Source organism: Solibacillus sp. R5-41, assembly GCF_002736105.1.
Taxonomy (GTDB): domain Bacteria; phylum Bacillota; class Bacilli; order Bacillales_A; family Planococcaceae; genus Solibacillus.
On record NZ_CP024123.1, the window covers coordinates 3,389,640 to 3,415,003 of the forward strand.

Consider the following 25,364-nt stretch of genomic DNA (forward strand, 5'->3'; position numbering starts at 1 on the left):
TCCTTTTCCTATGTTGCAAATGGTAAGCTTGCAAGTATTCCATTGTATAATTTAATAAGCGCATACACGATTAATGTAATAAAAATAAACCATGTGATGACCTCAAAAAAGATGAGCCCAATCATGCCACTAATCGTCATAAATTGGCTCGTTTTATAAATCGTATAAATGAAATAACTAAAAACGGTCGCTATAAAGACAATAATCAAAATAAGTAATGATTGGATGCCAATAACAGATGCAAAAGATCCGAAGAAGAAAATCACATAGCCGCCACGAGCGACACTCATCGTTTCGCCTGCCTGATCTTTTGAAAAAAACAGCATGCCAAGCTCATGGATTGTTTCGCCGATTAATTTTAATGCTGAAAATAACATAAAAAATACGAGCGCAAACACAATAAGTAAAACAAAACGTAATTCTAAATCAGATAAAAATTCCCGCATACCATTGTAAACACCTATCGCATAGAATAATTCCAACGACTCCGATACAGCAAATATGCCAAATGAAAGACTAAATAAAATGATGGTGATTAGTGGTAAGTAACCATATAAATATGGATTTTTCATAAATGTTCGTACCTCAAAATTTATATTTCTCTTATTATTTATTTAATTTAGGTATATATCCTACAAAAAATTAATCTCCACTTATATTAACATATTGTGTGTGATTTGGTTTGTTCAAATTACCAAGGATTTCTATGATATGGCTGTTTATAATATGGTGGGTAATAGTTTGGTGGATAATAGTTTGGTGGATAATAGTTCGGTGGATATGGTGGATAGTAGTATGGTGGTTGTGATGGGTAGCCTCCACCTATAGACCCTCCTAGGAAGCTACCTAAAAGTCCTCCTAAAAACGGTCCGCCAAATCCGCCAAAAAATGGTCCGCCAAATCCTCCTCCGAATCCACCTCTACCAAAGCCCCCTCTACCGAAGCCTCCACGATTGAAATTACCTTGTCGATTTACCATTAATCTCCCTCCTTTTACAATAGTTTATGCGTGTTCTTACCTTTAGTTAGTCCCCTGCCTATTTCTAAACTAAAAAAGAGAATGTCACTTGTTATCATGACATTCTCTAAATGAAAGGTATTTAGTTATTCGCTCGCTTTTCTACTAATGTTGCCAATGTACGAACCATGACACCTGTTCCACCTTTTGGTCCTAGGACATGTGGTGCAGATGCATCTGATGTACCTGCGATATCTAAATGAATCCAAGGTGTATCCTCTGCAAATTCACCAACAAAGCCACCACCAAAAATCATGTGACCATCGCGACCTGGCGAGTTATTTAAATCAGCAACATCTGATTTACGAATACGCTTTTTATCATTTTCCGTTAATGGTAAACGCCATACAAATTCGCCTGTTTCATTCGCCGCTTCCATAAATTCAGCAAAAAATTCCTCGTTGTTCGTTAAAGCACCTGTTTTATCATTACCAAGCGCAACAATCACGCCACCCGTTAATGTCGCCACGTCGATTAAAACGTTTGCCCCTTGCTGTTTTGCATATGTTGTTGCATCAGCTAACACGAGACGCCCTTCAGCATCTGTATTTAATACTTCTACCGTTTTACCATTATACATCGTAATAACATCATCCGGCTTCATCGCATCACCTGAAACCATGTTATCCGTTGAGCCAATAACCGCAATGACGTTTTGTTTAGGACGTGTTGCACCAATAATTTGCATCGCGCCTAATACACCTGCCGCACCGCCCATATCGCCTTTCATACCAATCATACCTTCTCTTGGCTTTAATGAATAACCACCTGTATCATACGTTACACCTTTTCCTACAAGGCCGATTACGTTTTCCCAATTCTGAGTACCTTGGTATTTAATCGTAATTAATCGAGGTTCTTCTACAGATCCACGGTTAACCGCTAAAATACCGCCCATCCCGATTTCTTCAAGTTGCGCTTTATTTAAAACTTCAATTTCAAAATCATATTTTGTAGCTACTTCAACTGCATAATTTGCTAAATCCGTCGCAGTCAACATATTTGGTGGTAAATTAATTAATGAACGTGCCTCATTTACTGCGTCCGCATAAATTTTACCTACTTCAAAATTCGATACAACTTCTTCAATATTTGCTGTTGTTACAAATTGTACTGCATCGAAATACACATCTGTTTCATTAGAGGACGTTTTATAATTTGGTGATGTGTAATTGCCCAAATGCAAACCTTCTCCCGCTAAAAATGCGCTTTTTACTTCATCTATTTGATCCGTTACGAACGACTCTACCCATATCGCGATGTCGCTTAATTTAGATACACTCATTTCTTTTCCGATTGCCGCAAATACTTCTCGTAAATCGTCTGTTGTACTATTTTTTCGTTCACCTAAGCCAACAAAAATAATGCGCTTCAGTTGAGAATTTACACCTGTATATGGGATTTTCGTTATCTTATGCGCATCGGTACTAATTTCTCCATTTCGTAACCAAACGTCAATTTTTTCACCAAAAAATTCATTAAATAATGACCAATTTTTCATTTGTTCGTGGTGCTTTTGTATGCCGATAATTAATGTTTCAGAAGTTACTGTTTCAAATGTTTTTACGTTATTCTCGATATTCATCGTTAAATCCCCTCTCAATTAATAGATTCATTATATACAAGTTTTGTTAATTCGGGAAACGAAATAACTCATTTTATAATTTTTATGTAACCATGGTATACTATTGTTAATCAATAGAAAGTGGGTGTAATTATCGGAATATTACAAAATGTACCACTTTGGCTCGGTATTTTTGCTATTATTTTTGCGCAACTATTAAAAGTTCCCATTAACTTCATCATTACACGAAAACTTGATTGGGGCTTACTTACATCGACAGGTGGGATGCCAAGCTCGCATTCTGCTGCTGTAACAAGCGTTGCAACAGCTGTTGGCTTTGAAGTTGGCTTTGAATCCCCCACTTTTGCGGTAGCTACGATGCTCGCAGGAATTGTCATGTACGATGCAAGCCATGTTCGTTTTCAAGCTGGACAACATGCTGCGGTCCTCAATGAAATACGCCACGAGCTACAGCTATTTTTCAAAGAAATCAAACGATGGCCTGAATTGAACGAACAGGAAAAAATTGAGGATTTAAAAACATTGCTTGGTCATAAAAAAAGTGAAGTTTTCATCGGTGGCTTATCGGGCATTCTTTTAGCCGTTGTTGTATACAGCTTTGGCAATTTTTAAATTGAAAAAGACCACAACTCGCACAGAAATGGAGTTGTGATCTTTTTACAAATCAATTACGCCTCGGCGTAATTGCGTCCAGATTTTTTTCGAACCCGCTCGAAAAGCTTCCTTTCAAAATCTGGGACATCTGTCGGGGCTTTGGGCCAACACGATGTTGGTCAATCAGGCTTTGCCGCAAGATGCAATGTTCTTCGCCTGATTTCCCCTACTTTAGCCGGGGTTGAACCCACATTGAGTTAAGTGTATATTTTGCATTCATCCCCCACTTATAGTAGTGACGAACTTCTGCTGAAGCAAGTTAAAACATACGATAGCCAGCTTTACGTAATGCAATCATCACAAAACCTGCGACAACCGCACCGCCAAACCCACCCGATAAAATGACAATGTCGACTAAATGCAACGCTTGGAATCTATCCATAAGCTCTGGGAAAGCTGAGCCAGGCTTAAAGATATAATCCAGGAAACTCACCTCGTCAATGATAAATACGACAACGACTGGATAAACAATAGCCATTAACCAAGTCATACGTAATAACATATTTAGAAGGAAACCAATCCCAAAAAACATTACAAAAAAGAGAACAACCGAAATAATTACTTGTACTAAGGAAACGTCATTCATAATATGTATACCCTCCATCTTATCTCTCACAAGTTTACATGATTAAGAGCATGCTTTCAATTCTACATTGACAATAAAAAAGAGAAGCAATGAATTGTCAAAACTTCTCCATAATGTGAAAAATTTACGCAAATTATAATTGTTATTTCTTGAAAAATAAGTGATATTCACTATACCCAAAAACATCACCCGGATTAACCCCTTCAATAATTGGATGAATATGCCGTTTTACATGTTCCTGTGCCATTTCTTTGAGCATCACTGAAGCATGTTCATTTTCTATGATCAATGAAGGCGTTAGCCAACAAGCTTCAGCAATTTCACGTTCCTGTAAGTGAATAACTGGATCTCCCTCGATGGGCTGACAATAAAATATAGCCATATTATCACTAATATCATTCATAATTACACCCGAGCGAAATCCAATAAGTCCCATCACTTCGCATGCAATCCCTGTTTCTTCTTTCACTTCTCGTATTACTGCCGTTGTGACAGTTTCAGCTTGTTGTACAAAACCTGCTGGCAACGACCACGCCCCTTTTAAACCACCATATGTTTTTTTTACAAGAAGCCACTCACCGTTCGCATTTTCAACAATTGCGGCTACACCAAGCCATACTTTTCCACGATCTGTCGCCATTTCCCCACACCTTCCCCTCTTTCTACTATCATAACAAAATTCAGCTCTCTAATAAGGGTATTATTGATTTTGAAGCATGGCGAGGAGTTGAGCCTAAGTTATATCATCCTTGAGAATGAATAAACACTTAAACAATCATTTATATCTCGGCATAATTGCTTCTTAAATATACTGCTTTGTGTATCTATTATCTTATAAAAATATTGTTTTCTCTTGAAGTTGACGTTAACGTAAATGGTAAGTTAATCGTAACAGGAGGTGCGGATCGTGAAATCGATTCAGCAAATGAGCAAACATTATCGAGTAACAGCACGGACGTTGCGTTACTACGAAGAACTTGGTATTTTAACACCGAATCGCCAAGGGAATACAAGGCTTTATTCACAACGCGAAGAAGCAAAAATGAAATTAATCGTTCGAGGGAAGCAATTTGGTTTTACCCTTGATGAAATTAAGGAAATGGTGCATCTATTTAATGCGGATCGAACAGGAATAAAGCAGCTGGAGCGCACGATTCAATTTGGTGATGAAAAAATAGCACTCATTGATAAACAAATTGCTGAGCTGATGAACATTCGTACAGAACTGGAACAAATGAAACATGATTTCCAAAAAAAATTACAAGTTTTGAAGGGAGACTCTTCATGAACACATCGGAATTATTAACGAGAGCGGCACGTAAATATCCACAGCAGACGGCAATTCAAAGTATGGGACAAGCGGTTAGTTATGCAGCACTAAACTTTCAAGCGAATCAGCTCGCACAGTCTATGCAGCAACAAGGCATTGTAAAGGGTGACAAAGTAGCGATTTTTATGCCGAATGTAACGGAATTTGTTGTAAGTTATTTTGCCATTGCAAAGCTTGGAGCAATTGTTGTACCAATGAATGCGAAATTTACTGCGACGGAAATTGAGTTTGTGTTAAATCATGCAGATGCTAAAGCTATCATTGCACATGCATTGATTTTTGAATCAGCTAAAACGATTGATTTTAATGGATTGAAAGTCAAAACAGGCGATGCCTTTGAACAATGGCTTAGCTTTGAAAGTTTGTTGACAGGTACTGGTGAAGATCTGGGCACAGCACTAACAGAGGATGACGACTCCACATTACTCTACACATCAGGTACAACAGGTAATCCAAAGGGCGTCCTGTTAACACATCGTAGTGTGCTTGCTGTATCCACTATGATTGCAATTGAAATGGAAGTAAAACCAGAAAGTAAGCTGCTCTTAATGATGCCACTTAGTCATTCAGCACCGCTTAATTTATTTTTGATTACATCGATTCTGGTTGGGGCAACAGCTGTATTAACACCAACATTTACACCGGATTTATTGTTGGAAACAGTTCAAACTTACAAAACAACTCACTTTTTCGGGGCACCTGTAGCCTATTTATTAACTGCAAGCTCTCCTAAATTACAGGATTATGACTTAACTTCAATGAAGTGGTGGGTATATGGTGGTGCACCTTTATCAGAAAAGGAAATTTTATTTGTACAAGATAAATTCACAACAGATCGTCTCGTTTGTGTATATGGTTTAACTGAGGCTGGGCCAAGTGGTTCCATTTTACTTGCAGCTGACCATCCACAGCGTGCGGGTTCTATCGGGAAACGTGCACCATACGGGACAGAGTTACGCATCGTCAATGACCAATTTGAAGATGTAGCAGCAGGTGAAGTCGGTGAGATTGTTCTCCATGGTGAAGGCAATATGAAGGAATACTATAAAAACCCTGAAGCTACACAAGTAACTTTGCAGAACGGTTGGATTCGTTCTGGAGATTTAGCAAAAATAGATGAAGATGGATATGTATATATTGTGGATCGAAAAAAGGATGTCATTTTTTCAGGTGGTATCACGATATATCCGAAAGAGATTGAAGATGTACTCTTACAAATTGAACCTATTTTTGAAGTAGCTGTGATCGGAGTTCCCCACGTTGAATGGGGTGAAACTGTAAAAGTCATCTATGCAGCGAAGCAAACGGTGTCGGAAGCAGAAATTCGAGATTATTTATGCAAACATTTGGCAAGCTATAAAATTCCGCGACTGTATGAGCAAGTAGAAGTACTACCACGAAATGCTTCAGGGAAAATTTTAAAGCACACGTTAAAAGGAGATGGCCACCATGCAGGTATTAGCTGAGCAGCAGGAACGTACACAAAACTTTTACGTACACGATACGACGTTACAGCAAATTTTGCAGGATATGCTGAGTGAACCTTTTTATCAATATGCAAACAGAGAACTTACGACGTTTGGCAAACATGTTGCCACTATTATTGATGCACGAGCAAAAGTAACAGACCGTGAAGGCGAACCTCGATTACAGCGCTATAATGAATACGGTGAGGAAGTCAGCCAGGTCATTGTTAATGAAGGCTATAAAAATACGGTCAAAGAAACATATGAAACAGGAATTGTTGGCTATGTGCACAAAAAAATTCCTGAGCTCAATCAAAAAGGAAATTATGTATATAGCTTTGCACAAGGCTATTTATTATCACAAGCAGAGCCCGGCTTTTATTGCCCGGTCACATTAACAATGGCGACAGCATATTTACTAGACCATTTCGCAAATGAGGACGTTAAACAACGCTTTTTACCACATATTTTGGCAACGGGCGATGTAGAACTTTTTGAAGGTGCGACATTTCTAACTGAGCGTCAAGGAGGTTCAGATGTAGGTGCCAATGTTGTCCGTGCTGTCAAAGATGGTGAGCACTATCATTTATTTGGTGAAAAATATTTCGCCTCGAATGCAGGGATGTGTGGTGTCGCGATGGTGCTTGCCAGAATGGAAGATGCACCAAGTGGATCAAAAGGGTTAACGTTATTTGCGGTACCTTGGAAGCGTGAAGATGGTACATTGAATGGCATTACCATACGACGCTTAAAAGATAAATTAGGTGTGCGTGCCGTACCTTCTGGTGAAGTCGTATTTGATGGGGCACAGGCATTTGTTGTCGGCAATCCATCAAAGGGAATTTACTACATGTTAGAGGCACTGAATTTATCACGGATTTGCAATGCAGCCGCATCATTAGGCATTATGAAGCGCGCATTAGATGAAGCGACAAACTACGCGACTGGCCGTCATGCATTTGGACATCGCTTGTTAGATTATCCAATGGTTCAACAAACAATTGGAACGCTTAAAGCAAAGCATCACGCATCACTTGTAACATTGTTTGATTTAATTCAATTATATGACGATGTTTCTTCTGGTCGCGTCGGTCAAGAGCAGCAATTGATTGTCCGCTTATTAATTGCACTCGTGAAAAAAGAAACAGCTGAGCAGGCGATTCATTTTGCACATGAAGCAATTGAAATGCATGGTGGAAATGGCTATATTGAAGACTTTGTCACACCACGTTTACTGCGTGATGCACAAGTATTAACAGTATGGGAAGGTACAGCGAATATATTAGCGCATGAACTAATCCGAATTATTAAGCAAGAAGGCCATCAGCTACTTCTCACTTTACTAGAGCAGCGGTTAGTACCATTACAAGGAGCCGAAGTACAATTTATTAAGGTACGATTGCAAGATCTCACGACTCAAATGGATCAATTCACCAAATTACCAGCACCTGTTCAAACATTAGAGGCAAAAGGATTAATGAAAAAATTAAGCGATTTGTATGAAAGTGTTGTTGTGTTAGAGCATGCGACAAAACACGGCAAGCGCGAGCAACAGCTGGCACAAATTTATATTCAGCAAACATGGAAAACGATATCATTTGGTGAAGTACCACTGGCTGTTCAATATTCATAAGGTCATTCACCAAACAAAAAACTTGCAACAGGTAAGGGATTGCCCTTTCCGTTGCAAGTTTTTTAATGAATCAATTATGACTTAGCAAAATTGATTAAAGGAATTTAAATTTACCTTTTTTAAGTGTTAAGCCCACGCCACCTACTAGGAATAATGCACGGTCATCAACAACTTTTTTAAGAGCTGATGCTGTTTTACCAGTAAACTTACGACCCATTGCACTACCAATTGCATCATCATGACCTAAAGAGCATACCGCTCCTTTGTCATCATAAACGAATGTTTCTGTATCTTGGTCATTCATTAAGTGCTTAATGTTTTTCGCAATGTTTACAGCTTGTTGCATTGCAATTTGTGCTGTTGGTGGGTATGGACGACCCGCTTCTTCGTTTAATAAGAATGCACAGTCACCTACTACGAACACATCGTCAAATCCTGGAGCACGCATATCTTTACGTACTGCAATACGCGCACGGTTTGATTCGATACCTGATGATTCTACTAATGCGTTACCACGAACACCTGCAGCCCATACAACTGTACCAGCTTTAATAAATTCGAATTCATCTTCACCTTTTTTGATATTAACGCCTTCTGGAGTCGCTTCAACAAGTGGTGTACCGATTGAGAATTCGATGCCTTTTTTCGATAATTGTGTTTTTGCATATTCTACAAGTTGTGGATCAAAGCCTGGTAATACCATTGGCGCTGCTTCAACACAAAGTACACGTACTTTTTCTTGTGGAATATCAAATTCTTTACATAATTCAGGAACACGGTTACCTAATTCACCTAAGAATTCGATACCTGTGAAACCAGCACCACCTACGATAATTGTAAGCTTGCTGTCATCTTTTACTTCATCTAATGTCCAAGATGCGAATTGGTACTCAATATGCTCACGTACTTGGCGAGCAGTATTGATATTTGATAATGATAATGCGTATTCTTTTAAGCCTGGGATGCCGAATGTTTCTCCTTCAAACCCAAGACCAAATACTAAATAATCATAAGTGAATTCGCCAGCAGTTGTACCTACTTTTTTCGTGTTTACATCAACACTTTCAACAGTAGCTTGTACAAATTTCACACCGCTATTAATAACGCTAGAAATTGGGTAGCGCGCTTTATCTGGTGAGATTGTTCCTGCTCCTACTTCATGTAACCATGTTGTTTCGTAATGGTAATCATTTTTGTTAACTAGAATGATTTCTACTTCGTTAACATTCACCATTTTTTGTAAATTCACAACAGTTGTTAAGCCGCCGTAACCCGCGCCTAATACTAAAATTGTTGGTCTTTTCACTTAAATCAGAACCCCTTTAATTTTATTGTATATTATACTAGCGCAAGACAAAGAAAAAAAGAAGTACACGTATATACTTCCCTAACTGCTATGCGCTAGGTCGACTTAATTTCGACAAATTTTTCCTAACTATTATATTAGACCTTTTCAGCCCGAATTTCAATAGAATTCTATCGATACCTTCAAATTGAACTAATAATCTTGAACGAAATAAGAATGCATACACAACAAAAATATTTATAGCTAAAGAAAAAAATTGTCTAACATTACAATGGGGAAATTAACGAAATAAAATGGATTTATTCATATCATTATCCCTATTATCCCCAGTATTAATTTCCCACACAACTAATTGACAATATTATGTTCATATAAATAATCATACGTAATATCGATAAATAAAAATTCTGCATTGGCAAGTGCCATTGAATACGTTCTTGTAAGCTCACCTGATTCGATATCACTATAAACTGCTGATAATTCACCTTTATGGTCTTTCGTCATTTTAATAATATTTAAAAGAAAATACGGTCGCCAGCTCCAGTTTCTCCCCTTCGCCTCTTCTTGTACATGCCACTTACGATTTTCCCACATAATATTGGGCGATGTTTGGAAGCCGTTATTATCACAAATATAAATTCGAAAAGCGCAATCTTGTAAAGCATTTGCAAGTTTCTTTAACTTCATTTCATCCTTGCCAGTTGGCTGTAACTGCTCGACAATCGTCCCAATCATTTTTTCAAGCTGTTTCATTTCTTCATATTTTTGTAAAAGGTGTTTTTTCTCCGTTACGATAAATTGCTCACAATCTTTTCGGAAACGCTCCTTTAATGAATCTCGCGCAAAAAATGCTTTATGAGGCTGCTGTAAATAAGCACCTTTATAAAATCTCGCACCATTTTTCCACCCTTGCTGTAGCTGATACACCGTTTCAATATTTTCAATTAAAAGAAGCGTCCCCATCTTTACAGCTAAAGAACGGATTGTTGCAAACACATGATTTTGAGCACCCCATAAATTATAACCTAGCTGCTCGACATTTATTTTGAGTACAGCTGGTTCTAGCATTAACACATGTTCTAATTGTGTTTGTGAGCCTACATCTGCAAGCGCAATTTTTACACCATATGTTTGTATATAACGAATCGCATGTTGCAACTTCTCTATACTACCTTCATATTTATGCTCAGCCATAACAAGTGTGATATTTGGTAAATAGTCCTCAGCCAAGATTTCTTTAAGCATTGTAAAATAGCTTTCCCCAAAATCCAACATTAATAAGTTTGGATTACACGGAACATATAAATTTACATCGTCCAATAAATGCTTTACCGATTCAATTGTTTTTCGAACGAATAATAGTTCGACTTCAAATCGAATATCCTCTGGCACATCTTCTTCATATGTAAATTGTTCAATATTAATGATCGTTTCACTATCGTCTAATTGGCCAATTACTTCATATGCTACGATACGATGACCATCCGCACTATAAATTGGTTCGTATAACGTCTCTATTTGATCTAGCTTATCTAACATTTCTAAAACACCCATTCGAAACCTCCTCGATCAAAAATGTGCTCTTTATAATCATAGTTCATCTTCTGTAAGATGACAAAAGGCTAAACCTATTTTAGCAAAAAAGCTTAAGTGATTGGTTTTACAAATTTTTACGCTTACCTTATAATGGAAGAAATATCAAGTTAACCTCAGATGTTTTATCTAAAAATGGAATGAACTATTCTTACAAAGCGAAGGATATTACAACGGATTGATCTGTAAGCAGATTTCGAAATGATTTTGGATCAAATTCAAAATTTGAAAACCAATATGTGATTTCTGTTTCACGCAAAGACGTGGAACAAGCTAAATATTTTATTGACCTTGCGCTTAATACGTAAGTGGTTGGACTAAATCCACTATAAAATTTAAAGGAGCATTGCATTGGAAAATAATATAATGACTTTAAAAAACTTAATACATGGAAAATCCGATAATCATTTTGATATCAAATTTATGTTGGATAATATAGGTCATCCAGATTCATATATTCGAGACAATTTGATTTATCAAGCATTTTGTTTCGTAATACATGAAGATAAAATTGATACAAACATGACAGAACATATATTAGAAACTTGCCTTGACGAAAATCATCTATATTTTAATTTAAATCAATCCAAGAAGGATGATAGCGTATTAGTCCGCTCTTTTTCCGCGCTCGTAATTGCGCTAATTTTATATAAAGATGCATCACAACAAAAGATTTCAAAAACATTAGTTACAAACGCTCTGAACAAAAGTGTGGAGTATATGCAACAAGAATTTGATTATAGAGGTTACATAGATGGAAAAGGTTGGGCACATAGTGTTGCTCACGGCAGTGATTTACTATCGAATGTAATTGCCCACCCATTATGCTGTGAAAGTTTACATACTAAATGCTTAGACATCATACGAAAATGCCTTATAACAGACTATGCGTACATTGACGAAGAAGATGAAAGATTACTGAATGTGATTGATAAATTATTAAAAAAAGGCATGTCAGATATTGAATTGAAAAGATGGGTTGAACGCTTATTTAATTACGAGGAACAAGATTACTATAAGAACCACAGAGTAGCTTGGAATGTAAAAAAATTCTCAACGACCCTTTATTTATACTTGTTGAAAAATAAATCATACCCAGAAACAGAAAATTGGCTGAACATTAAGTATATGTAAAGATAATTTTAACAAATAAAAGAGGGAAAAAAGCAGCCAAAACACGCATGCAGTACTAACATAACAAATAGAAAGGACTTGCACATATGAAATAAATTCTTGAATGCAAATCCTTTTGTTTTTTTAGCATATTCCACAATGAAGTTCGGTATGTTCACCTTCATTCATTATTGTAAAAAAATCATTTACTCACAAACGCCTTAGAATAAGTGATTAAAGCTCATACCTTTAATTGCTCAATATCCCAATTCAAAGTCAAGATTTCCTTTAGCTTTGTCACTTCTACTTCACCAAGTGTTTGAATCAGTTGTTGTTCAATTTCACGTTTATAAAGTATATTTTTTTCATAGCATGTCTTACCAAATTCAGTCATGTTAATGGCTTTATGTTTTTTACTATGCTGGACACTACTTACCTCTACCAACTCTTTTGCTTCTAAACTTTTAATAAATTTATGAGTGGCTTGTCGAGAAAAATCAACGCCTTTTGCTACATCTGAAATAGTAAGTTGTTTTTTATAAATTCTCCCCATAATAGACCATTCTGAATTGGAAATATATACATTATTATTATTAATCCACTTTTGTTCAGCGAGTCGTCGAAGTATTTCGTAACGTTCGCTCAACAAATCAATTACATCAGGATTATGCAATTCGTACTTCAACTCATTCACCTTCATTCCATATTTTTTCGTAACTAATATACAAAAGAAAACCCCCATAGTCAACTAAGTTGACAAAAATCATTAAATTTATTACAATTAATTTAGTCAACTAAGTTGACAATATTGTTTGTGGAGGGAAATTACATGTACAATGTTGGCGATGTAGTCATTTACTCATCACACGGACTTTGTTCTATAAAAGATATTTGTGAACAAACCTTTAGCGATATTACAAAAACTTACTACGTCTTAGAACCACTAAATGATCCAAATTTAACAATTCGTACCCCTATTGACAATGAAGGTAAACAGCTAAGAGAAATTATGAAAAAAGAAGAAGCAATCAAAATTTTACATTCATTTACTTCCCCAGGTATCGAATGGGTTGAACAAAGCACTCATCGTATGAGACTTCACTTAGAAATTATCAAAACTGGTGATAGACAAAAGCAAGCCCACCTCCTAAACACACTATTACGCAAAAAGATTGATTATGTAGCGCTTGAAAAAAAGTTTCCAACTCAAGAAGAAAAGTTAATTCTTTCTTTACAGGAACTTATATTTTCTGAATTCTCCATTGTACTAAATAAATCTTCTGAAGAAATTTATGACCAAGTTTTAGCACAAATTAGCTAAAAACTACTTATTTATACAACACCTCGCAAAAAAGCCTCCTCAATTTGTTATGCTTTCGCAGCATACAAATCGACAAGGCTTGTTGTGTACAATCCTAAATATATCTTTTAGGGTTGTATTTTCACTTTTTAAGGATTGTTGATACATCAACTTCTACAGTAATTTACAATCTTAGCACGACATTCATTTACTCACAAACTTCAGGTGTGCTTTCGCGTCCTGCAGCTTTAAAGCTCGTTCCACACCCGCATGAAGCTAGTGCGTTCGGATTATCAATGGTAAAACCGCCGCCCATGAGCGATTGTTTAAAGTCAATTTTCGTATTTTGTAAAATGGCTGCATCTTCTGTGGATACAATAATTTTGATACCATGTTGCTCATCGGTAAAATCGTCCTCATTCACTACTTGATCAAATGCCATTCCATATGAAAGACCACTACAGCCGCCACCTTTCACTGCGACACGTAAAATAGCGTGTTCTTCTTCGTTGTGAGCCATCATTTCTTTGACTTGAAATGCGGCTGCTTCCGTTAAAATAATAACTTGTTTTTCACTTGTCATTTCAGTCACCTGCTTTCTATTATTTATCATATCAATTGCAGTCCATTTCTGACAACAAATGTGCTTTAAAGCTAATATCCCTATAACGAAATTTCTAACCAGAGGAAAATATACCCACACTATTCAATTACACCTAATAAATAGTTACTGCATTTATAGTATTATTGCTATAATAGATACATATTCAAAAAGCGAGGGGTATGAATCAAATGGAAATCTCACCTTTTTACGAAAAAAACATAGATTGTATGCATTGCAAAAAAAGTTTCCCTACATTTAAGGTCCGTTCAAAATTCATTAAAGTGGCGCATACAGAAACAGATTTTCAACCTTTATACGCTAATGAAAACGTAAATGCTCTTTTTTATAATGTATTTGTTTGTCAGCATTGCGGTTTTTCATTTACGGAAGATTTCTCTAAATATTTTGCACCCGGCGTAAAAGAACAGTTAGATGAACAAATCTGTGAAAAGTGGATTCCCCATAGCTTTAAAAACGAACGCAATGTATTTGATGCAATCCAAGCATATAAATTAGCTTTTCTTTGCGCCACAATTAAAAAAGAAAAATATATTATCACTTCAGGTCTCGCTTTACGGTTGGCATGGCTATATCGCTCACTAAAAAATACAGGACAGGAAATGCGCTTTTTAAAACTTGCACGCGACCATTACATGGAAAGCTTTTCAACAGAAGATTACGCCAGTACGCAAATGTCTGGTGTGCGAGTTATGTATATCATCGCAGAGCTTTCTCGTCGTTTAGAAGATTATGAAAATGCCACACGCTTTTTCTCACGCGTCATCGAAAGTCAACGCACTGGTGGCGAGGGACAACTAGTAGCAATGGCAAAGGAGCAATGGGAATTATTAAGACAGGCACGCGAGCATTCCGCGCACTAATGACATTGCCTTAATCCGGCTTACCTAATAGTGAATCATCAAAAAAATGGAGCGTAGGAAATTCATCCGTCGCTCCATTTTATGCTTTGTACTTAGAAAACTTGCTCTACTTCAATAATTCCAGGTACTTCTTCTAAAAGTGCACGTTCAATACCAGCTTTTAAAGTAATCGTTGAACTTGGGCAGCTACCGCATGCACCTAATAAACGTAACTTTACGATGCCGTCTTCTATATCTACTAATTCACAGTCACCGCCGTCACGTAATAAGAACGGACGTAATTTATCTAAAACTTCTTGTACTTGTTGGACTTGTTCTGTTTCTGTCATTTTCACTCGACTCCCTTCATTAAAATCATTATAATGTGAAGAAGTGAAAAAATCCATTATTGTATTACGAAAGGTCGGAATTTGTATGTCTAACGTAAAACCTGTTATCGAAATTTATGGTACTGAAATCATTTGTGCTAGCTGTGTAAATGCTCCATCATCAAAGGATACATACGAATGGCTACAAGCTGCAATTGCACGTAAATACCCAGATCAGTCATTTTCAATTCGCTATATTGATATAGAAGGCGCAATTGATAATGATCGCGATGCCGAGTATGCCAATCGTATTCAAGAGGATGAATTTTTCTATCCACTTGTACTCATTAATGATGAAGTTGTGGGAGAGGGCTATATTCAATTGAAGCCTGTATTTTCTAAACTTGAAAATTTAGGATTTACTCCAGCTGATTAATCGAAATGCCAATTCGCTTGTTGAATTGGCATTTTATTTAAATATATCTTGAAAGAGCAGTTAATTATCGTTTTGACGTTTGTACATCCAAAGCAAACCTGATTTCATTAATCGGGCAATACGTCCTGTTACAGTCGTATCTGCTAAATGAACGAATCCTTGTTTTTTACCTAGTGAGCCCATAAAGCCTTTTAATTTGATTTCTGCTAACTTTTCTGGTAATTGCTCACCATTCCAGCGGTGGCGTAATACTTTTACGATACGCTCCCCTTGTTCTTCTGCAAGTTGTGCTGTTGGCGGTAAATGTGAAGAAGCTGAATCTCCTACAACATATACGTTTTCGTCCCCAATAACATGATAATGTTCAGTTAAAATAGGACGGTCAAATTTATCTTTTTCAACATCTAATTCACGAACAATTTTTACAGGCTGTACACCGGCAGTCCAAACAATCACATCGGCTTCGATCACTTCATCATGATTGTATAGCTTGCCTTCTTCAACACGTGTAATATTCGATTCTGCAATGACTTCTACGTTATGTTTTACGAACCATGATTTCACATAATGACTTAATTTTTCTGGGAAATCACGTAAAATACGAGCTGAACGGTCAAATAATTTAATATTTAAATCCGAGCGACTTTCACGAAGTTCACTTGCTAATTCAATACCTGATAATCCGGCACCGATAATTGCAACAGTTGAGCCAGGAGCTAATCCACAAACTTTTTCAAACGTTGTACGTGATTTTGCAATTGTTTGAATGCTATATGTGAATTCTTCTGCACCAGGAACACCATGGTATTTATCCACACAGCCCAAACCAATCACAAGCTGATCATATTCGATTTCTTGGCCATCTTCTAAATAAACTGCCTTTTCTTCACGATCAATTCGAATAATTTCTCCATACACTCGTTTTAATCGCTCATTTTCTGGAAATGCAACACGAATTTCCTTATCCGTTGTTGTTCCAGATGCTAACGCGTAAAATTCCGTTTTTAAACTATGGTATGGTGTACGATCTACTAATGTAATTTCCACATCCGCTGGTAAGTTTGGTAACAGACGAAGTAAGATTCGCATATTGCCATAACCGCCGCCTAATAAAACAAGTTTCTGCATAGCTTTTCCCTCAAATCAAATGAATTATATGTTATGTTCACAAAGTTTCCAAAATCATTATAACCCTTTGTGATAACATTCACAATATATTCAGTGTAATCTTGTGAAACTTTTCACAAAAACATAGAAATTGACGTATAATCAAAAAAAAAGTAGCATTGCTATGAGTGAGGTGACGGTTTTGAATCCATTAGTAGAATTTTGCATTAGTAATCTCGCAAACGGTGCTCAGGAAACGTATGAAACGCTAGAAAGAGATCCGAATATCGACGTGCTTGAATATGGTTGCCTAAGCTATTGTACGAAATGTGCGCAATCCTTTTATGCAGTCGTAAATGGCGATGTTGTGGAAGCACAATCTCCCGCTGAACTAACAAAGCGCATTTATGAATATATTGAAGAAAATCCAATGTGGTAGTTTTCCCTACATGTAAAAAGGACATTCATGCTTGCAAATCTGCGCAAGCATGAATGTCCTTTTTTATGTTCGTTTTTCAAAAACTAGCTCAATTTGTTACTAACGCCAGTAAATTTTCTATACAATAAGTTGGTGATTTATCTTTTTGTTTCACAATATGTGTCGGTGTGACACCAGTGTTTACATGGAGTGTATCACAACCATAGTGGATACCACATAAAATATCTGTATCATAATTGTCGCCTATCATGAGCATGTCCTCTTTTGTAAAGCCATGCTCCTGTGCAATAATTTTCAGCATAACAGGAGAAGGTTTACCAATAAAGATTGGCTCTACCCCTGCTACATTTGACACTAATTGAACGAATGAGCCGTTCCCAGGTGCAAAGCCATATTCTGTTGGAAACTTAATATCGCCATTTGTTCCAATCAACTTCGCCCCATTCTGAACAGCAAGGCTTGCGTGTACGAGCTTGTCATACGTCATTTGTCGGTCAATTCCCATTACGAGCATTGAACACGGCTCATCCGTAATAATAAGCCCTTCTTCCTCTAATGCAGTGTGAAGACCTATCTCCCCAATTACATTAACCAATTTGTCCGGACAATTTTTTGCTACATACTTTGCTGTTGCAAGTGAACTCGAGTAAATATGCGAAATAGGCGCAGTAATTCCGATTTCATGCAAACTTTGTTGTAGTTGCTCCGGTGTTTTAGATGAATTATTCGTTAAGTAAAACGGCTCAATCTGCTGACTTTGTAAATGGTGAATGAACACCACAGCAGACTCAATGCCCTCTTTCCCTCGATATACCGTGCCATCTAAGTCAAAACAATATGCTTTGTACGATTTCATTGATGATCCTCTGGTAAGAATGCTGAAACAGGACCTAATTCATTCGTCAAATAATCATGGACTTTCCCAGAAAATTGCTTCATTGCTGGTAAGTTTTCTGTTAGAACATTAAAAACTTCCTCATTATCGACAGCGATAAATTCACGGACAATCATTTTTCGTAATCCGACTACCGCTTTAATAGGCGCATCCAATTCAGGTGTAATAACCTTTTCATCGACAAAGATATCAATAATGTCTTCATAACTCCCTGGATCACGCATAATAAAGCCATCAATGATCAGGTTCCCAACATCCATCATCGCTTCCATTAAGTTATGCCCGATGCGTTGTAAAGCAAGTTTACTAATGTCATCTGCTAGCCAGTCCTTTTTCGCCTCGAAAAGCGCTAACAGTTCGTCTAAGTGCGCTAAATTTAAAGTGATTTTGTTTCTATCTACGAAATACATAGATAAAGCCTCCATTCAGTCAATAAAAGTTGATAGTGTTTTCCCTTATATAGTACCATATTCTTTAGATATGGAAGGGGTACATAACAAAATGGAACGATTTTTCTTATATGATGATGTAGAAGATACAAAAACGCGCTTTGTTAGCTTTGCGGGTAAAACACAACGCTATGATTTAGCAATCGTACAAAGCGGTCGATTTTTTGGAAAAGTGCTTGTCCTTGATATTCAATTTGGACGCTTTGCAATTATCGGAGCCGATGACGTAGAGGAAGAGGGTTATTTAGAACAGGTCTACAATCGGAGTGAATTAGATACGGAAGATTTGCGGGAATACTTAAGGGAATTATTGAGCTAATATTAATTATACCTCGGCATAATTGCGTCCAGATTTTTTCGAGCACGCTCGAAAAATTCTTAAAAACTGTGACATCGCCGGTGACATTACTTATTTCAGCAAATATCCAATCAACTATAAAAAAGTAACTTATAATTTGAATTCACCTTTCAACTTATAGGGATAGGTGAATTTTGCTGAAAAAGGTTAAAAAGCACAGCTCAATTTTGACTGAGCTGTGTTTTTTATTTTTGTTATTTTAATGTTTACACTTCTTGATTCACAGCTAAAACTTCCTCAGTCTCCTGAAGAGTTTCTTCTACTCTCTGCTCTGGTGCACGCACTGTTTTTTTGACAATAAAATAAGAACAGCCAAAATTACAATATTCATACAAATAATCTTCTATCGTGCTAATTTTTGTATCAAACGTAGATTTTTGATTTTTATCTTCAAAAAATCCTTTTAATCTCAGCTGACCATATCCCCAGTCACCTACAATATAGTCATACTTTGATAAAATATCGGAATAGCGCGCTATAAATGCTTCTTCATTAAAGCCTTCACGAATATCTTCAATAATTTCATATACAAAACCATCCGCAATAATCACGTTGGACACCACCTATCTGCTCTTATATTACGTATTATTTTTAGATGAGTACAATCTTTCACTCATTTTTAGTGTTCAACCCAGTAATCAGACCTTCTCGTTGTTTTGTGCTGCTGCATTCACTTGTTCGTCTGCGTGATAACTACTGCGTACAAGTGGGCCAGCTTCACAATGACTAAATCCTTTTTCCATCGCAATTTTACGGAGTTTACCAAATTCAATCGGCGAATAATATTTTTTCACTGGCACATGCTTTTTCGTAGGCTGTAAGTATTGCCCAATTGTCATAATATCCACGTTGTTTGCACGAAGGTCATCCATCACTTCATAGATTTCTTCTACCGTTTCACCTAATCCAATCATTAAAGATGATTTCGTTGGAATTGTTGGCTGCATTTCTTTTGCACGTCTTAAAAATTCCAATGAACGCTCATATGTAGCTTTTGCTCTAATTCTTGGTGTTAGTCTACGAACCGTTTCGATATTATGATTTAAAATATCTGGTTTGGCGTTCATTAATAATTGGAGGTTTTCCTCGTGACCACCAAGATCAGAAGGCAGCACTTCAATGGACGTTAAAGGACTTTTACGGCGAATTGCACGTACCGTTTCAGCAAGTACCTCTGCCCCACCATCTTTTAAATCATCACGAGCAACCATGGTGATGACAATATGCTTTAAGTTCATAATGGTCACTGAATCTGCAACACGTTCCGGCTCTGCCAAATCTAGTTCATTTGGTAATCCTGTTTTGACCGCGCAAAAGCGACATGCACGTGTACATACTGAACCTAATATCATCATCGTTGCAGTACGTCTTTCTCCCCAGCATTCGTGAATATTTGGACAGCGCGCTTCTTCACAAACAGTGTGTAAATTATTCTCACGCATTAATTTCTTTAACGCTTTGTACTCATCATTCGTATTTAATTTAATTTTTAACCATTCCGGCTTGCGTAAATGCTCTTCCTTGTTGCTAGTTGGTTTACAAGATGTCATTTTTTTCTCCCTTTCACTCAACTAAAAGTAGGTATATTACTGTTGTCAATGTAACATATTCCACCTTTTGCAACAACTCACTTTGTATAAAAAGTTCTCCCTTAATCGAAAGGAATCGGAACCTCAATCGATGGCTGAGGTGTTTCTCCTTGACTATAAATATGTGGTACAGAGCCTCTAACTAAGCCAATTGCAACCGGAATTCTTTGTTGAACCGTGGCCGAGTTACTGGCAAACGGGATAATAATTTTTACATTCACTTTTATAATAATACTTACTTCTACTTTGGCATTATTAATACCGAATTCAGTAATATCAGTTTCTACATCACTATCAACACTACCTATAATATGAAAGCGAATGGGAATTTTAGGGCCTAAGTTTCCGATAATTGGAACATTAATCGCCTGACCTAATGGAACGAAAAAGACGATTCCATCACCTGCCTCCATTTTTCCAACGTCATATTCTACATTGTCTAAATTCGGCAAATGAGATAGATTCCCATTTTCCGCCTGCTCTAAATATTCTTTAACAAGCGATTGCGTTTCAGCTCGCACTTGATTAATAATTTCTGCATTAAATTTTGTCGTGATCATATCCTTTGATTCTGTTGGTAAATCGACAATAATATCATTTACATCAAGTACAGTAGTCGTTCTTGAATTGATTGCTTTATTAACAACATAAGAAGCAACTTTATGTGTTTGCACCTCTGCATATTCCAAATAGGTTGGCATTAACCGTATATTGATGACATATATACTAATACCGACCATCACTAAAAGACTGGTAAGCAATATTACAAATAAATTTCCAAAACCCCGTTTACGTCTTACAAAATACATCTTTTTTCTTCGGCGAAATTGCAAAAAAATCCTCCTTATCTTAAGCTATGATAAGGAGGTCTTTCCTATTCAGTAAAAGCGACAAAATCCGTCTCAATTTTTACAATTTCAAGTTCTGGATAATCGCTTAAACAAATTTCATATGTAGCGAGTAATAAATCCTCGTTTTTTTCAAAAATTCGCAGCCATGGACGAGTAGAATCAATCAAATTTTGCTTCGAAACAATCCCTCTGTTGCCATTATTTAACTGAATAACCGTTCCGTTTGCATAATGGACAATACTGCGTTTAAAAGCATCGAATACTCGTTCATCAAACTGTATCCCACGCCCCTCTTCAATAATCTTTAGCGCTTCTGAAGGGAGCATTTTTTTCCGATAAGAACGAGTAGAAGTCAACGCATCAAAAACATCTGCAATCGCAATAATTTTTGCAAAGGGGTGAATTTCAAAATCTATTAACCCCCTCGGATAGCCACTGCCATCCGATCTTTCATGGTGTTGGAATGCACAATGCGCAACTAATAATGAGACTGAATGCAAGTTTCTTAATAAATCAAATCCGTGTCGTGAATGTTGTTTCACTACTTCGAATTCCTCTGGTGTGAGCTTGCCAGGTTTATTTAATATTTCTGTTGGGATTAATAACTTTCCTACATCATGCAACATTGCACCAATACCAATTAATCGTAAATCGTCATACGAGTATCCCAGTTCCTTTGCCGTAGCAATCGAATACATTGTCACTTGAAACGAATGATGGTAAAGGTACTCATCGTAGAGATAGGCATCTGTTAATATCATCAAAACGTCTTCACTATCTAAAACTGCGTTCATAATATCGTCTACGATGTGGCTAATTACTTTGGATTGTTGGTCTAAAACATAGGATGCCTGCGTCGATTTGGCTTTCTTTACTTCATTAAATGATTTTGTAATATTTTTTACTGCCTGTAAACGCTTTGCAGGCGTAATCGTTTCTTCCACTATAATGCCACTTGAAAATTTATCTTCAATATATAAATACTGTATTTTAAGCTCTTGTAGCCGTTCGACAATTCGACTTGTCACGACAACATCTTTATGTAGCAACGGGTGTCCAGCTTCGTTCCAAATCGTACGCCCCACAACCATGCCTTCCTTTAAAATATTTATAGATATTAATCGCATTTAAAGTGTATTCTCCAATCTAATATTAATACATTATCTTCATAATATAGTTAGCGTAGCATCTAGGAAAGCTATAATTTATCTTCCTTCAATAGAAGACTCCCACCTTTATAGGTGACGAGATGAACGTAAGCATAGCTTTTTCAACGGGTATCCAAACACAGGCTGATTATTGGGATTCTAGCTAAGAACACCACGTCTTGCGGCAACGCCTGAGTGACCAACATCCCGTTAACCCAAAGCCCCAGGTGGATATCAAGGATTTTGAAATGAGTGTATTGTGCTTGCACAATTCTCAATCCTGACGCTAATTACGCCGAGGCCTAATTGTTTAAGATTAATATCTACCCAAACTTATCCTCGCAATATTTCCCAAATATATCACGAATAAATTCAGGTAAAATATATTGTTTTTTTGCATATTTAAAACTTGGAAAGAAAAATCCAAATGTAAATAAATCCAGCGTTGCTATACGATACACTTTCGTTGGCTCGATTCGCTCACCTTGAATAAAAAATTCACGTTGCTTATTCATCGACAAGCCATAGTTTAAAATTTTCCCGAAAATAACTCCCCGAAAACCTAAACCCTTCAATTCTAAGCGTGGCCATTCTTCATTTTCAGATTGGATGAAAATCTCTTTTAATTCATTCCCTGTTAATTGTAATATACAAACATTAATTGGATGTGGTAAAATCTTGTGAATACTATACGAAGATACGTTCCCCTTTTTCATATTTTCAACAAAAATCCCCGCATTGAACAGTAAACAATCTGCTTTTGTATAATCATACAGACATTCTGCAAATAAATCCGATAGCTGCGATCGATGAAACCATTCTTTATGATAGGTTTTTGGACTAGTAAATATAGTTTGTTGCAATATTTTCTTCGCTTCTTTTTGCAAATTTTGTTGCCATTTCTCATCATCTTCTACTTCTGGCAATAGCATATTTTCATGCAAAATGTCGGTTTTCGAGGTAATTTTTTTTAACTCGTGATCAAATTGAAGCGTTAAATGTCCTGTATATTGCCCAAACTTCCCGCCACCTGTGAGTAAAACATTATTGACCATTTGCCCTTGTGGGAATATATGATGCGTATGTGCACCAAAAATCACATCAATGACTGGACATTCCTTCGCTAACAGCTCATCTTCTGTAATACCAAGATGCGATAAACAAACAATCATATCCACTACTTTATGTAGCTGTAAAGCCTGCTCAATTAGTCTTTTTCTCGGTTCATCGACATGCCAGCCTAACTCTTTATAAAAGACATCAAATCGTGCCGTTGCCGCAATGATACCAATTTTCGTTCCATACTTTGTCGTCAAAATGGTATATGGTTTTAACCATTTCGGATTGGCTTCTAATTCGGACTGTAAATTCCCAACTACAACTTCGAATTTCGCCTCATCATATAAATGATAAAACACATCATGCGGTAATGTAATGCCCTCATTATTTCCAATCGTGATTACATCATATTGTGCATGATTCAGCATAGCGATATTTCCCTTACCTAATGTTGCCTCTGTATACATATTTGAACGATCTAAATGGTCCCCTAAATCAAATAAAAAGCTCGGTTCACCGCGCTGTGCAAGTAAATGCCTCTGCGTCTTTATAAATGATTGACTTCTTTGCCAATAGGTAAAATGGCTATGCAAATCGTTTGTATGAAATATATGAATTGTCTCTCGCAACTTTGTCCCCCTCACTTTATCTGTTACTCTTCAAACATGTTCATCTGCTTCGGTGCTAGTCCGTCAAATTGAATTTGAAGCATTTGCTGTATCATCTTGGCGTTTTTTGCCGCATGCCCTCCTGAGTTATTGTTAAATAATATATATACCTCTTTTGCTTGATGTTCTAAAAATAAAAAGTGTTCGCTCAATTTTTTGAGTTCCTCTTGATTATAATCATATAAAAATCGAACCTTGCGCCAATTTTCACCATGTCCAATATTGCGCCAACCATGTACATTTCTTCCGTGAATTCTGACAAGCACTTTATCATGTGTTGCGATTGGCACAAATGGGACAGACCCGCTACCTGCTTGGGGTTCGTCACATACTGTATGGATCAATTCAGATTCTTTTAAAAACTGCAATGTTCTCTCTTTCATTTTTTCGCTATACCAGGACTGATTTCGAAATTCAATCGCTACCGGAAATGATGCCAGCTGCTTTTTCACATAGCGAATATATTGTACATTTTTCCCTTGGCAATCAAACCAGGGTGGAAATTGTACGAGTATCATTGCAAGCTTACCATGCTTTTGAAAAACTTGCGCACATTCTATAAAGGCATTAAACATATCATTTCTCGTTTCATAGGGGAGCTCATCTCGTAAATGTCCCGTCATCCCTTGATATGCTTTTACAACAAATCGAAAGTTTTCCGGTGTATCTTTACACCACTTTTCAACCGTTGCTTTCGATGGAATCGCGTAAAAAGATGTATCCACTTCGACAATTGGAAAATGGCCGCTATAATCAAATAATTTATCCCGTGCCGAGGTCACTTCACTATATACATCAGGATGATCTCCCCATCCTGTTAAACCGATGTAAATCATCCTCAGATGCTCCTTTTTTCATTTTATTATAGCTCAATATCGTAGGATTTTTATCTATTTTCCTGCCCTTCTACAAGAAATTTTTTCTATAAAATTTAAACAAAAGATTCTATCCTATTGATGTAAGTTTTCTATTATTGATTCTTATAAAG

At 36.7% G+C, this 25,364-nt stretch carries 29 protein-coding genes; 10 read left to right on the forward strand and 19 right to left on the reverse strand.

All coding sequences use genetic code 11. From position 1 onward, the window contains the following. Positions 1 to 8 precede the first annotated feature (8 nt). From CSE16_RS16840 to CSE16_RS16850, 3 genes are all read right to left on the reverse strand, one after another. Positions 9 to 572 (reverse strand): DUF5366 family protein, encoded by a 564-nt coding sequence (locus CSE16_RS16840; RefSeq protein WP_099424956.1) that lies wholly within the window; start codon positions 570 to 572, stop codon positions 9 to 11. 119 nt (positions 573 to 691) lie between these two features. Then, positions 692 to 979 carry a hypothetical protein gene (locus CSE16_RS16845; protein WP_099424957.1) on the reverse strand — a complete coding sequence of 96 codons (288 nt, stop codon included), beginning with the start codon at positions 977 to 979 and terminating at the stop codon, positions 692 to 694. A 121-nt stretch (positions 980 to 1,100) separates the two neighbouring features. Then, complete coding sequence (locus CSE16_RS16850; RefSeq protein WP_099424958.1) at positions 1,101 to 2,603, reverse strand: leucyl aminopeptidase; 1,503 nt, start codon at positions 2,601 to 2,603, stop codon at positions 1,101 to 1,103. A 120-nt stretch (positions 2,604 to 2,723) separates the two neighbouring features. Between CSE16_RS16850 and CSE16_RS16855 the strand changes: the two genes are divergently transcribed. Then, the gene (locus CSE16_RS16855) at positions 2,724 to 3,215 is read left to right on the forward strand and encodes a divergent PAP2 family protein (protein ID WP_253896105.1); all 492 of its coding nucleotides are present in this window, start codon (positions 2,724 to 2,726) and stop codon (positions 3,213 to 3,215) included. Positions 3,216 to 3,516: 301 nt separating this feature from the next. On the opposite strand, the gene CSE16_RS16860 is transcribed toward CSE16_RS16855, so the two are convergent. Further along, positions 3,517 to 3,846: a YuiB family protein gene (locus CSE16_RS16860; protein ID WP_172954448.1), complete on the reverse strand. Its 330-nt coding sequence runs from the start codon at positions 3,844 to 3,846 to the stop codon at positions 3,517 to 3,519. A 139-nt stretch (positions 3,847 to 3,985) separates the two neighbouring features. Then, on the reverse strand, positions 3,986 to 4,483 hold the full coding sequence (locus CSE16_RS16865; RefSeq protein ID WP_099424960.1) for an NUDIX domain-containing protein: 498 nt from the start codon (positions 4,481 to 4,483) through the stop codon (positions 3,986 to 3,988). A 267-nt stretch (positions 4,484 to 4,750) separates the two neighbouring features. On the opposite strand from CSE16_RS16865, the gene CSE16_RS16870 reads away from it, so the two are divergent. From CSE16_RS16870 to CSE16_RS16880, 3 genes are read left to right on the forward strand one after another with little or no spacing between them, the layout of a single operon-like run. Then, positions 4,751 to 5,131: a MerR family transcriptional regulator gene (locus CSE16_RS16870; protein WP_099424961.1), complete on the forward strand. Its 381-nt coding sequence runs from the start codon at positions 4,751 to 4,753 to the stop codon at positions 5,129 to 5,131. Beyond that, on the forward strand, positions 5,128 to 6,639 hold the full coding sequence (locus CSE16_RS16875; protein WP_099424962.1) for a class I adenylate-forming enzyme family protein: 1,512 nt from the start codon (positions 5,128 to 5,130) through the stop codon (positions 6,637 to 6,639). Before CSE16_RS16870 ends, CSE16_RS16875 begins: the two co-directional genes overlap by 4 nt. Further along, positions 6,623 to 8,272 carry an acyl-CoA dehydrogenase family protein gene (locus CSE16_RS16880; RefSeq protein ID WP_099424963.1) on the forward strand — a complete coding sequence of 550 codons (1,650 nt, stop codon included), beginning with the start codon at positions 6,623 to 6,625 and terminating at the stop codon, positions 8,270 to 8,272. Before CSE16_RS16875 ends, CSE16_RS16880 begins: the two co-directional genes overlap by 17 nt. 94 nt (positions 8,273 to 8,366) lie before the next feature. Here CSE16_RS16880 and CSE16_RS16885 read toward each other — a convergent pair whose 3' ends face one another. Next, positions 8,367 to 9,578 (reverse strand): NAD(P)/FAD-dependent oxidoreductase, encoded by a 1,212-nt coding sequence (locus CSE16_RS16885; RefSeq protein ID WP_099424964.1) that lies wholly within the window; start codon positions 9,576 to 9,578, stop codon positions 8,367 to 8,369. A gap of 348 nt (positions 9,579 to 9,926) precedes the next feature. Next, complete coding sequence (locus CSE16_RS16890) at positions 9,927 to 11,132, reverse strand: EAL-associated domain-containing protein (RefSeq protein ID WP_099424965.1); 1,206 nt, start codon at positions 11,130 to 11,132, stop codon at positions 9,927 to 9,929. Between the two features lie 390 nt (positions 11,133 to 11,522). Between CSE16_RS16890 and CSE16_RS16895 the strand changes: the two genes are divergently transcribed. Continuing rightward, positions 11,523 to 12,305, forward strand: a complete 783-nt coding sequence (locus CSE16_RS16895; protein ID WP_099424966.1) for a DUF2785 domain-containing protein — start codon at positions 11,523 to 11,525, stop codon at positions 12,303 to 12,305. Between the two features lie 220 nt (positions 12,306 to 12,525). Here the strand turns inward: CSE16_RS16895 and CSE16_RS16900 are convergent, their stop codons facing one another. Further along, a complete protein-coding gene (locus CSE16_RS16900; protein ID WP_253896106.1) occupies positions 12,526 to 12,969 on the reverse strand; it encodes a MarR family winged helix-turn-helix transcriptional regulator in 444 nt (147 codons plus the stop codon). Between the two features lie 144 nt (positions 12,970 to 13,113). Here CSE16_RS16900 and CSE16_RS16905 point away from each other — a divergent pair, with 144 nt between their 5' ends. Beyond that, positions 13,114 to 13,605 (forward strand): CarD family transcriptional regulator, encoded by a 492-nt coding sequence (locus CSE16_RS16905; RefSeq protein WP_099424968.1) that lies wholly within the window; start codon positions 13,114 to 13,116, stop codon positions 13,603 to 13,605. A 187-nt stretch (positions 13,606 to 13,792) separates the two neighbouring features. Here CSE16_RS16905 and CSE16_RS16910 read toward each other — a convergent pair whose 3' ends face one another. After that, positions 13,793 to 14,167, reverse strand: coding sequence for a HesB/IscA family protein (locus tag CSE16_RS16910; protein WP_099424969.1), 375 nt, complete (start codon positions 14,165 to 14,167; stop codon positions 13,793 to 13,795). A gap of 209 nt (positions 14,168 to 14,376) precedes the next feature. On the opposite strand from CSE16_RS16910, the gene CSE16_RS16915 reads away from it, so the two are divergent. Next, positions 14,377 to 15,069 (forward strand): DUF2225 domain-containing protein, encoded by a 693-nt coding sequence (locus tag CSE16_RS16915; protein WP_099424970.1) that lies wholly within the window; start codon positions 14,377 to 14,379, stop codon positions 15,067 to 15,069. 92 nt (positions 15,070 to 15,161) lie between these two features. Here the strand turns inward: CSE16_RS16915 and CSE16_RS16920 are convergent, their stop codons facing one another. Next, entirely contained in the window at positions 15,162 to 15,455 is a 294-nt protein-coding gene (locus CSE16_RS16920; protein WP_172954397.1) for a NifU family protein, read from the reverse strand. Positions 15,456 to 15,483: 28 nt separating this feature from the next. Between CSE16_RS16920 and CSE16_RS16925 the strand changes: the two genes are divergently transcribed. Then, complete coding sequence (locus tag CSE16_RS16925) at positions 15,484 to 15,813, forward strand: YuzD family protein (RefSeq protein WP_099424972.1); 330 nt, start codon at positions 15,484 to 15,486, stop codon at positions 15,811 to 15,813. Between the two features lie 60 nt (positions 15,814 to 15,873). Here the strand turns inward: CSE16_RS16925 and CSE16_RS16930 are convergent, their stop codons facing one another. Next, positions 15,874 to 16,941 carry an NAD(P)/FAD-dependent oxidoreductase gene (locus tag CSE16_RS16930; RefSeq protein WP_099424973.1) on the reverse strand — a complete coding sequence of 356 codons (1,068 nt, stop codon included), beginning with the start codon at positions 16,939 to 16,941 and terminating at the stop codon, positions 15,874 to 15,876. Between the two features lie 181 nt (positions 16,942 to 17,122). Between CSE16_RS16930 and CSE16_RS16935 the strand changes: the two genes are divergently transcribed. Beyond that, complete coding sequence (locus CSE16_RS16935) at positions 17,123 to 17,359, forward strand: YuzB family protein (RefSeq protein WP_099425865.1); 237 nt, start codon at positions 17,123 to 17,125, stop codon at positions 17,357 to 17,359. A gap of 88 nt (positions 17,360 to 17,447) precedes the next feature. Here CSE16_RS16935 and CSE16_RS16940 read toward each other — a convergent pair whose 3' ends face one another. After that, positions 17,448 to 18,215 (reverse strand): TIGR01457 family HAD-type hydrolase, encoded by a 768-nt coding sequence (locus tag CSE16_RS16940; protein ID WP_099424974.1) that lies wholly within the window; start codon positions 18,213 to 18,215, stop codon positions 17,448 to 17,450. Continuing rightward, a complete protein-coding gene (locus CSE16_RS16945; protein WP_099424975.1) occupies positions 18,212 to 18,664 on the reverse strand; it encodes a DUF86 domain-containing protein in 453 nt (150 codons plus the stop codon). Before CSE16_RS16945 ends, CSE16_RS16940 begins: the two co-directional genes overlap by 4 nt. Positions 18,665 to 18,755: 91 nt before the next feature. Between CSE16_RS16945 and CSE16_RS16950 the strand changes: the two genes are divergently transcribed. Then, the gene (locus tag CSE16_RS16950; RefSeq protein ID WP_099424976.1) at positions 18,756 to 19,022 is read left to right on the forward strand and encodes a DUF3055 domain-containing protein; all 267 of its coding nucleotides are present in this window, start codon (positions 18,756 to 18,758) and stop codon (positions 19,020 to 19,022) included. Between the two features lie 245 nt (positions 19,023 to 19,267). Here CSE16_RS16950 and CSE16_RS16955 read toward each other — a convergent pair whose 3' ends face one another. The 6 genes from CSE16_RS16955 to CSE16_RS16980 all read right to left on the reverse strand — a co-directional run bounded on the left by CSE16_RS16955 (position 19,268) and on the right by CSE16_RS16980 (position 25,212). Beyond that, positions 19,268 to 19,612, reverse strand: a complete 345-nt coding sequence (locus tag CSE16_RS16955; RefSeq protein ID WP_099424977.1) for a YutD family protein — start codon at positions 19,610 to 19,612, stop codon at positions 19,268 to 19,270. Positions 19,613 to 19,699: 87 nt separating this feature from the next. Then, positions 19,700 to 20,611: a lipoyl synthase gene (gene lipA / locus CSE16_RS16960; RefSeq protein ID WP_099424978.1), complete on the reverse strand. Its 912-nt coding sequence runs from the start codon at positions 20,609 to 20,611 to the stop codon at positions 19,700 to 19,702. A gap of 101 nt (positions 20,612 to 20,712) precedes the next feature. Then, the gene (gene yunB / locus CSE16_RS16965; RefSeq protein WP_099424979.1) at positions 20,713 to 21,483 is read right to left on the reverse strand and encodes a sporulation protein YunB; all 771 of its coding nucleotides are present in this window, start codon (positions 21,481 to 21,483) and stop codon (positions 20,713 to 20,715) included. 41 nt (positions 21,484 to 21,524) lie between these two features. Continuing rightward, positions 21,525 to 22,628 (reverse strand): HD-GYP domain-containing protein, encoded by a 1,104-nt coding sequence (locus tag CSE16_RS16970; RefSeq protein WP_099424980.1) that lies wholly within the window; start codon positions 22,626 to 22,628, stop codon positions 21,525 to 21,527. Positions 22,629 to 22,972: 344 nt separating this feature from the next. After that, positions 22,973 to 24,337, reverse strand: a complete 1,365-nt coding sequence (locus CSE16_RS16975; RefSeq protein ID WP_099424981.1) for a bifunctional metallophosphatase/5'-nucleotidase — start codon at positions 24,335 to 24,337, stop codon at positions 22,973 to 22,975. Between the two features lie 23 nt (positions 24,338 to 24,360). Beyond that, a complete protein-coding gene (locus CSE16_RS16980; protein ID WP_099424982.1) occupies positions 24,361 to 25,212 on the reverse strand; it encodes a DUF72 domain-containing protein in 852 nt (283 codons plus the stop codon). Positions 25,213 to 25,364: the final 152 nt, after the last annotated feature.

Coding starts and splice junctions, on each gene's coding strand:
- CSE16_RS16840 (WP_099424956.1), bottom strand. CDS start 572: ATGAAAAATCCATATTTATATGGTTACTTACCACTAATCACCATCATT.
- CSE16_RS16845 (WP_099424957.1), bottom strand. CDS start 979: ATGGTAAATCGACAAGGTAATTTCAATCGTGGAGGCTTCGGTAGAGGG.
- CSE16_RS16850 (WP_099424958.1), bottom strand. CDS start 2,603: ATGAATATCGAGAATAACGTAAAAACATTTGAAACAGTAACTTCTGAA.
- CSE16_RS16865 (WP_099424960.1), bottom strand. CDS start 4,483: ATGGCGACAGATCGTGGAAAAGTATGGCTTGGTGTAGCCGCAATTGTT.
- CSE16_RS16875 (WP_099424962.1), top strand. CDS start 5,128: ATGAACACATCGGAATTATTAACGAGAGCGGCACGTAAATATCCACAG.
- CSE16_RS16880 (WP_099424963.1), top strand. CDS start 6,623: ATGCAGGTATTAGCTGAGCAGCAGGAACGTACACAAAACTTTTACGTA.
- CSE16_RS16890 (WP_099424965.1), bottom strand. CDS start 11,132: ATGGGTGTTTTAGAAATGTTAGATAAGCTAGATCAAATAGAGACGTTA.
- CSE16_RS16905 (WP_099424968.1), top strand. CDS start 13,114: ATGTACAATGTTGGCGATGTAGTCATTTACTCATCACACGGACTTTGT.
- CSE16_RS16910 (WP_099424969.1), bottom strand. CDS start 14,167: ATGACAAGTGAAAAACAAGTTATTATTTTAACGGAAGCAGCCGCATTT.
- CSE16_RS16915 (WP_099424970.1), top strand. CDS start 14,377: ATGGAAATCTCACCTTTTTACGAAAAAAACATAGATTGTATGCATTGC.
- CSE16_RS16920 (WP_172954397.1), bottom strand. CDS start 15,455: ATGGATTTTTTCACTTCTTCACATTATAATGATTTTAATGAAGGGAGT.
- CSE16_RS16925 (WP_099424972.1), top strand. CDS start 15,484: ATGTCTAACGTAAAACCTGTTATCGAAATTTATGGTACTGAAATCATT.
- CSE16_RS16930 (WP_099424973.1), bottom strand. CDS start 16,941: ATGCAGAAACTTGTTTTATTAGGCGGCGGTTATGGCAATATGCGAATC.
- CSE16_RS16940 (WP_099424974.1), bottom strand. CDS start 18,215: ATGAAATCGTACAAAGCATATTGTTTTGACTTAGATGGCACGGTATAT.
- CSE16_RS16945 (WP_099424975.1), bottom strand. CDS start 18,664: ATGTATTTCGTAGATAGAAACAAAATCACTTTAAATTTAGCGCACTTA.
- CSE16_RS16950 (WP_099424976.1), top strand. CDS start 18,756: ATGGAACGATTTTTCTTATATGATGATGTAGAAGATACAAAAACGCGC.
- lipA (WP_099424978.1), bottom strand. CDS start 20,611: ATGACATCTTGTAAACCAACTAGCAACAAGGAAGAGCATTTACGCAAG.
- CSE16_RS16970 (WP_099424980.1), bottom strand. CDS start 22,628: ATGCGATTAATATCTATAAATATTTTAAAGGAAGGCATGGTTGTGGGG.
- CSE16_RS16980 (WP_099424982.1), bottom strand. CDS start 25,212: ATGATTTACATCGGTTTAACAGGATGGGGAGATCATCCTGATGTATAT.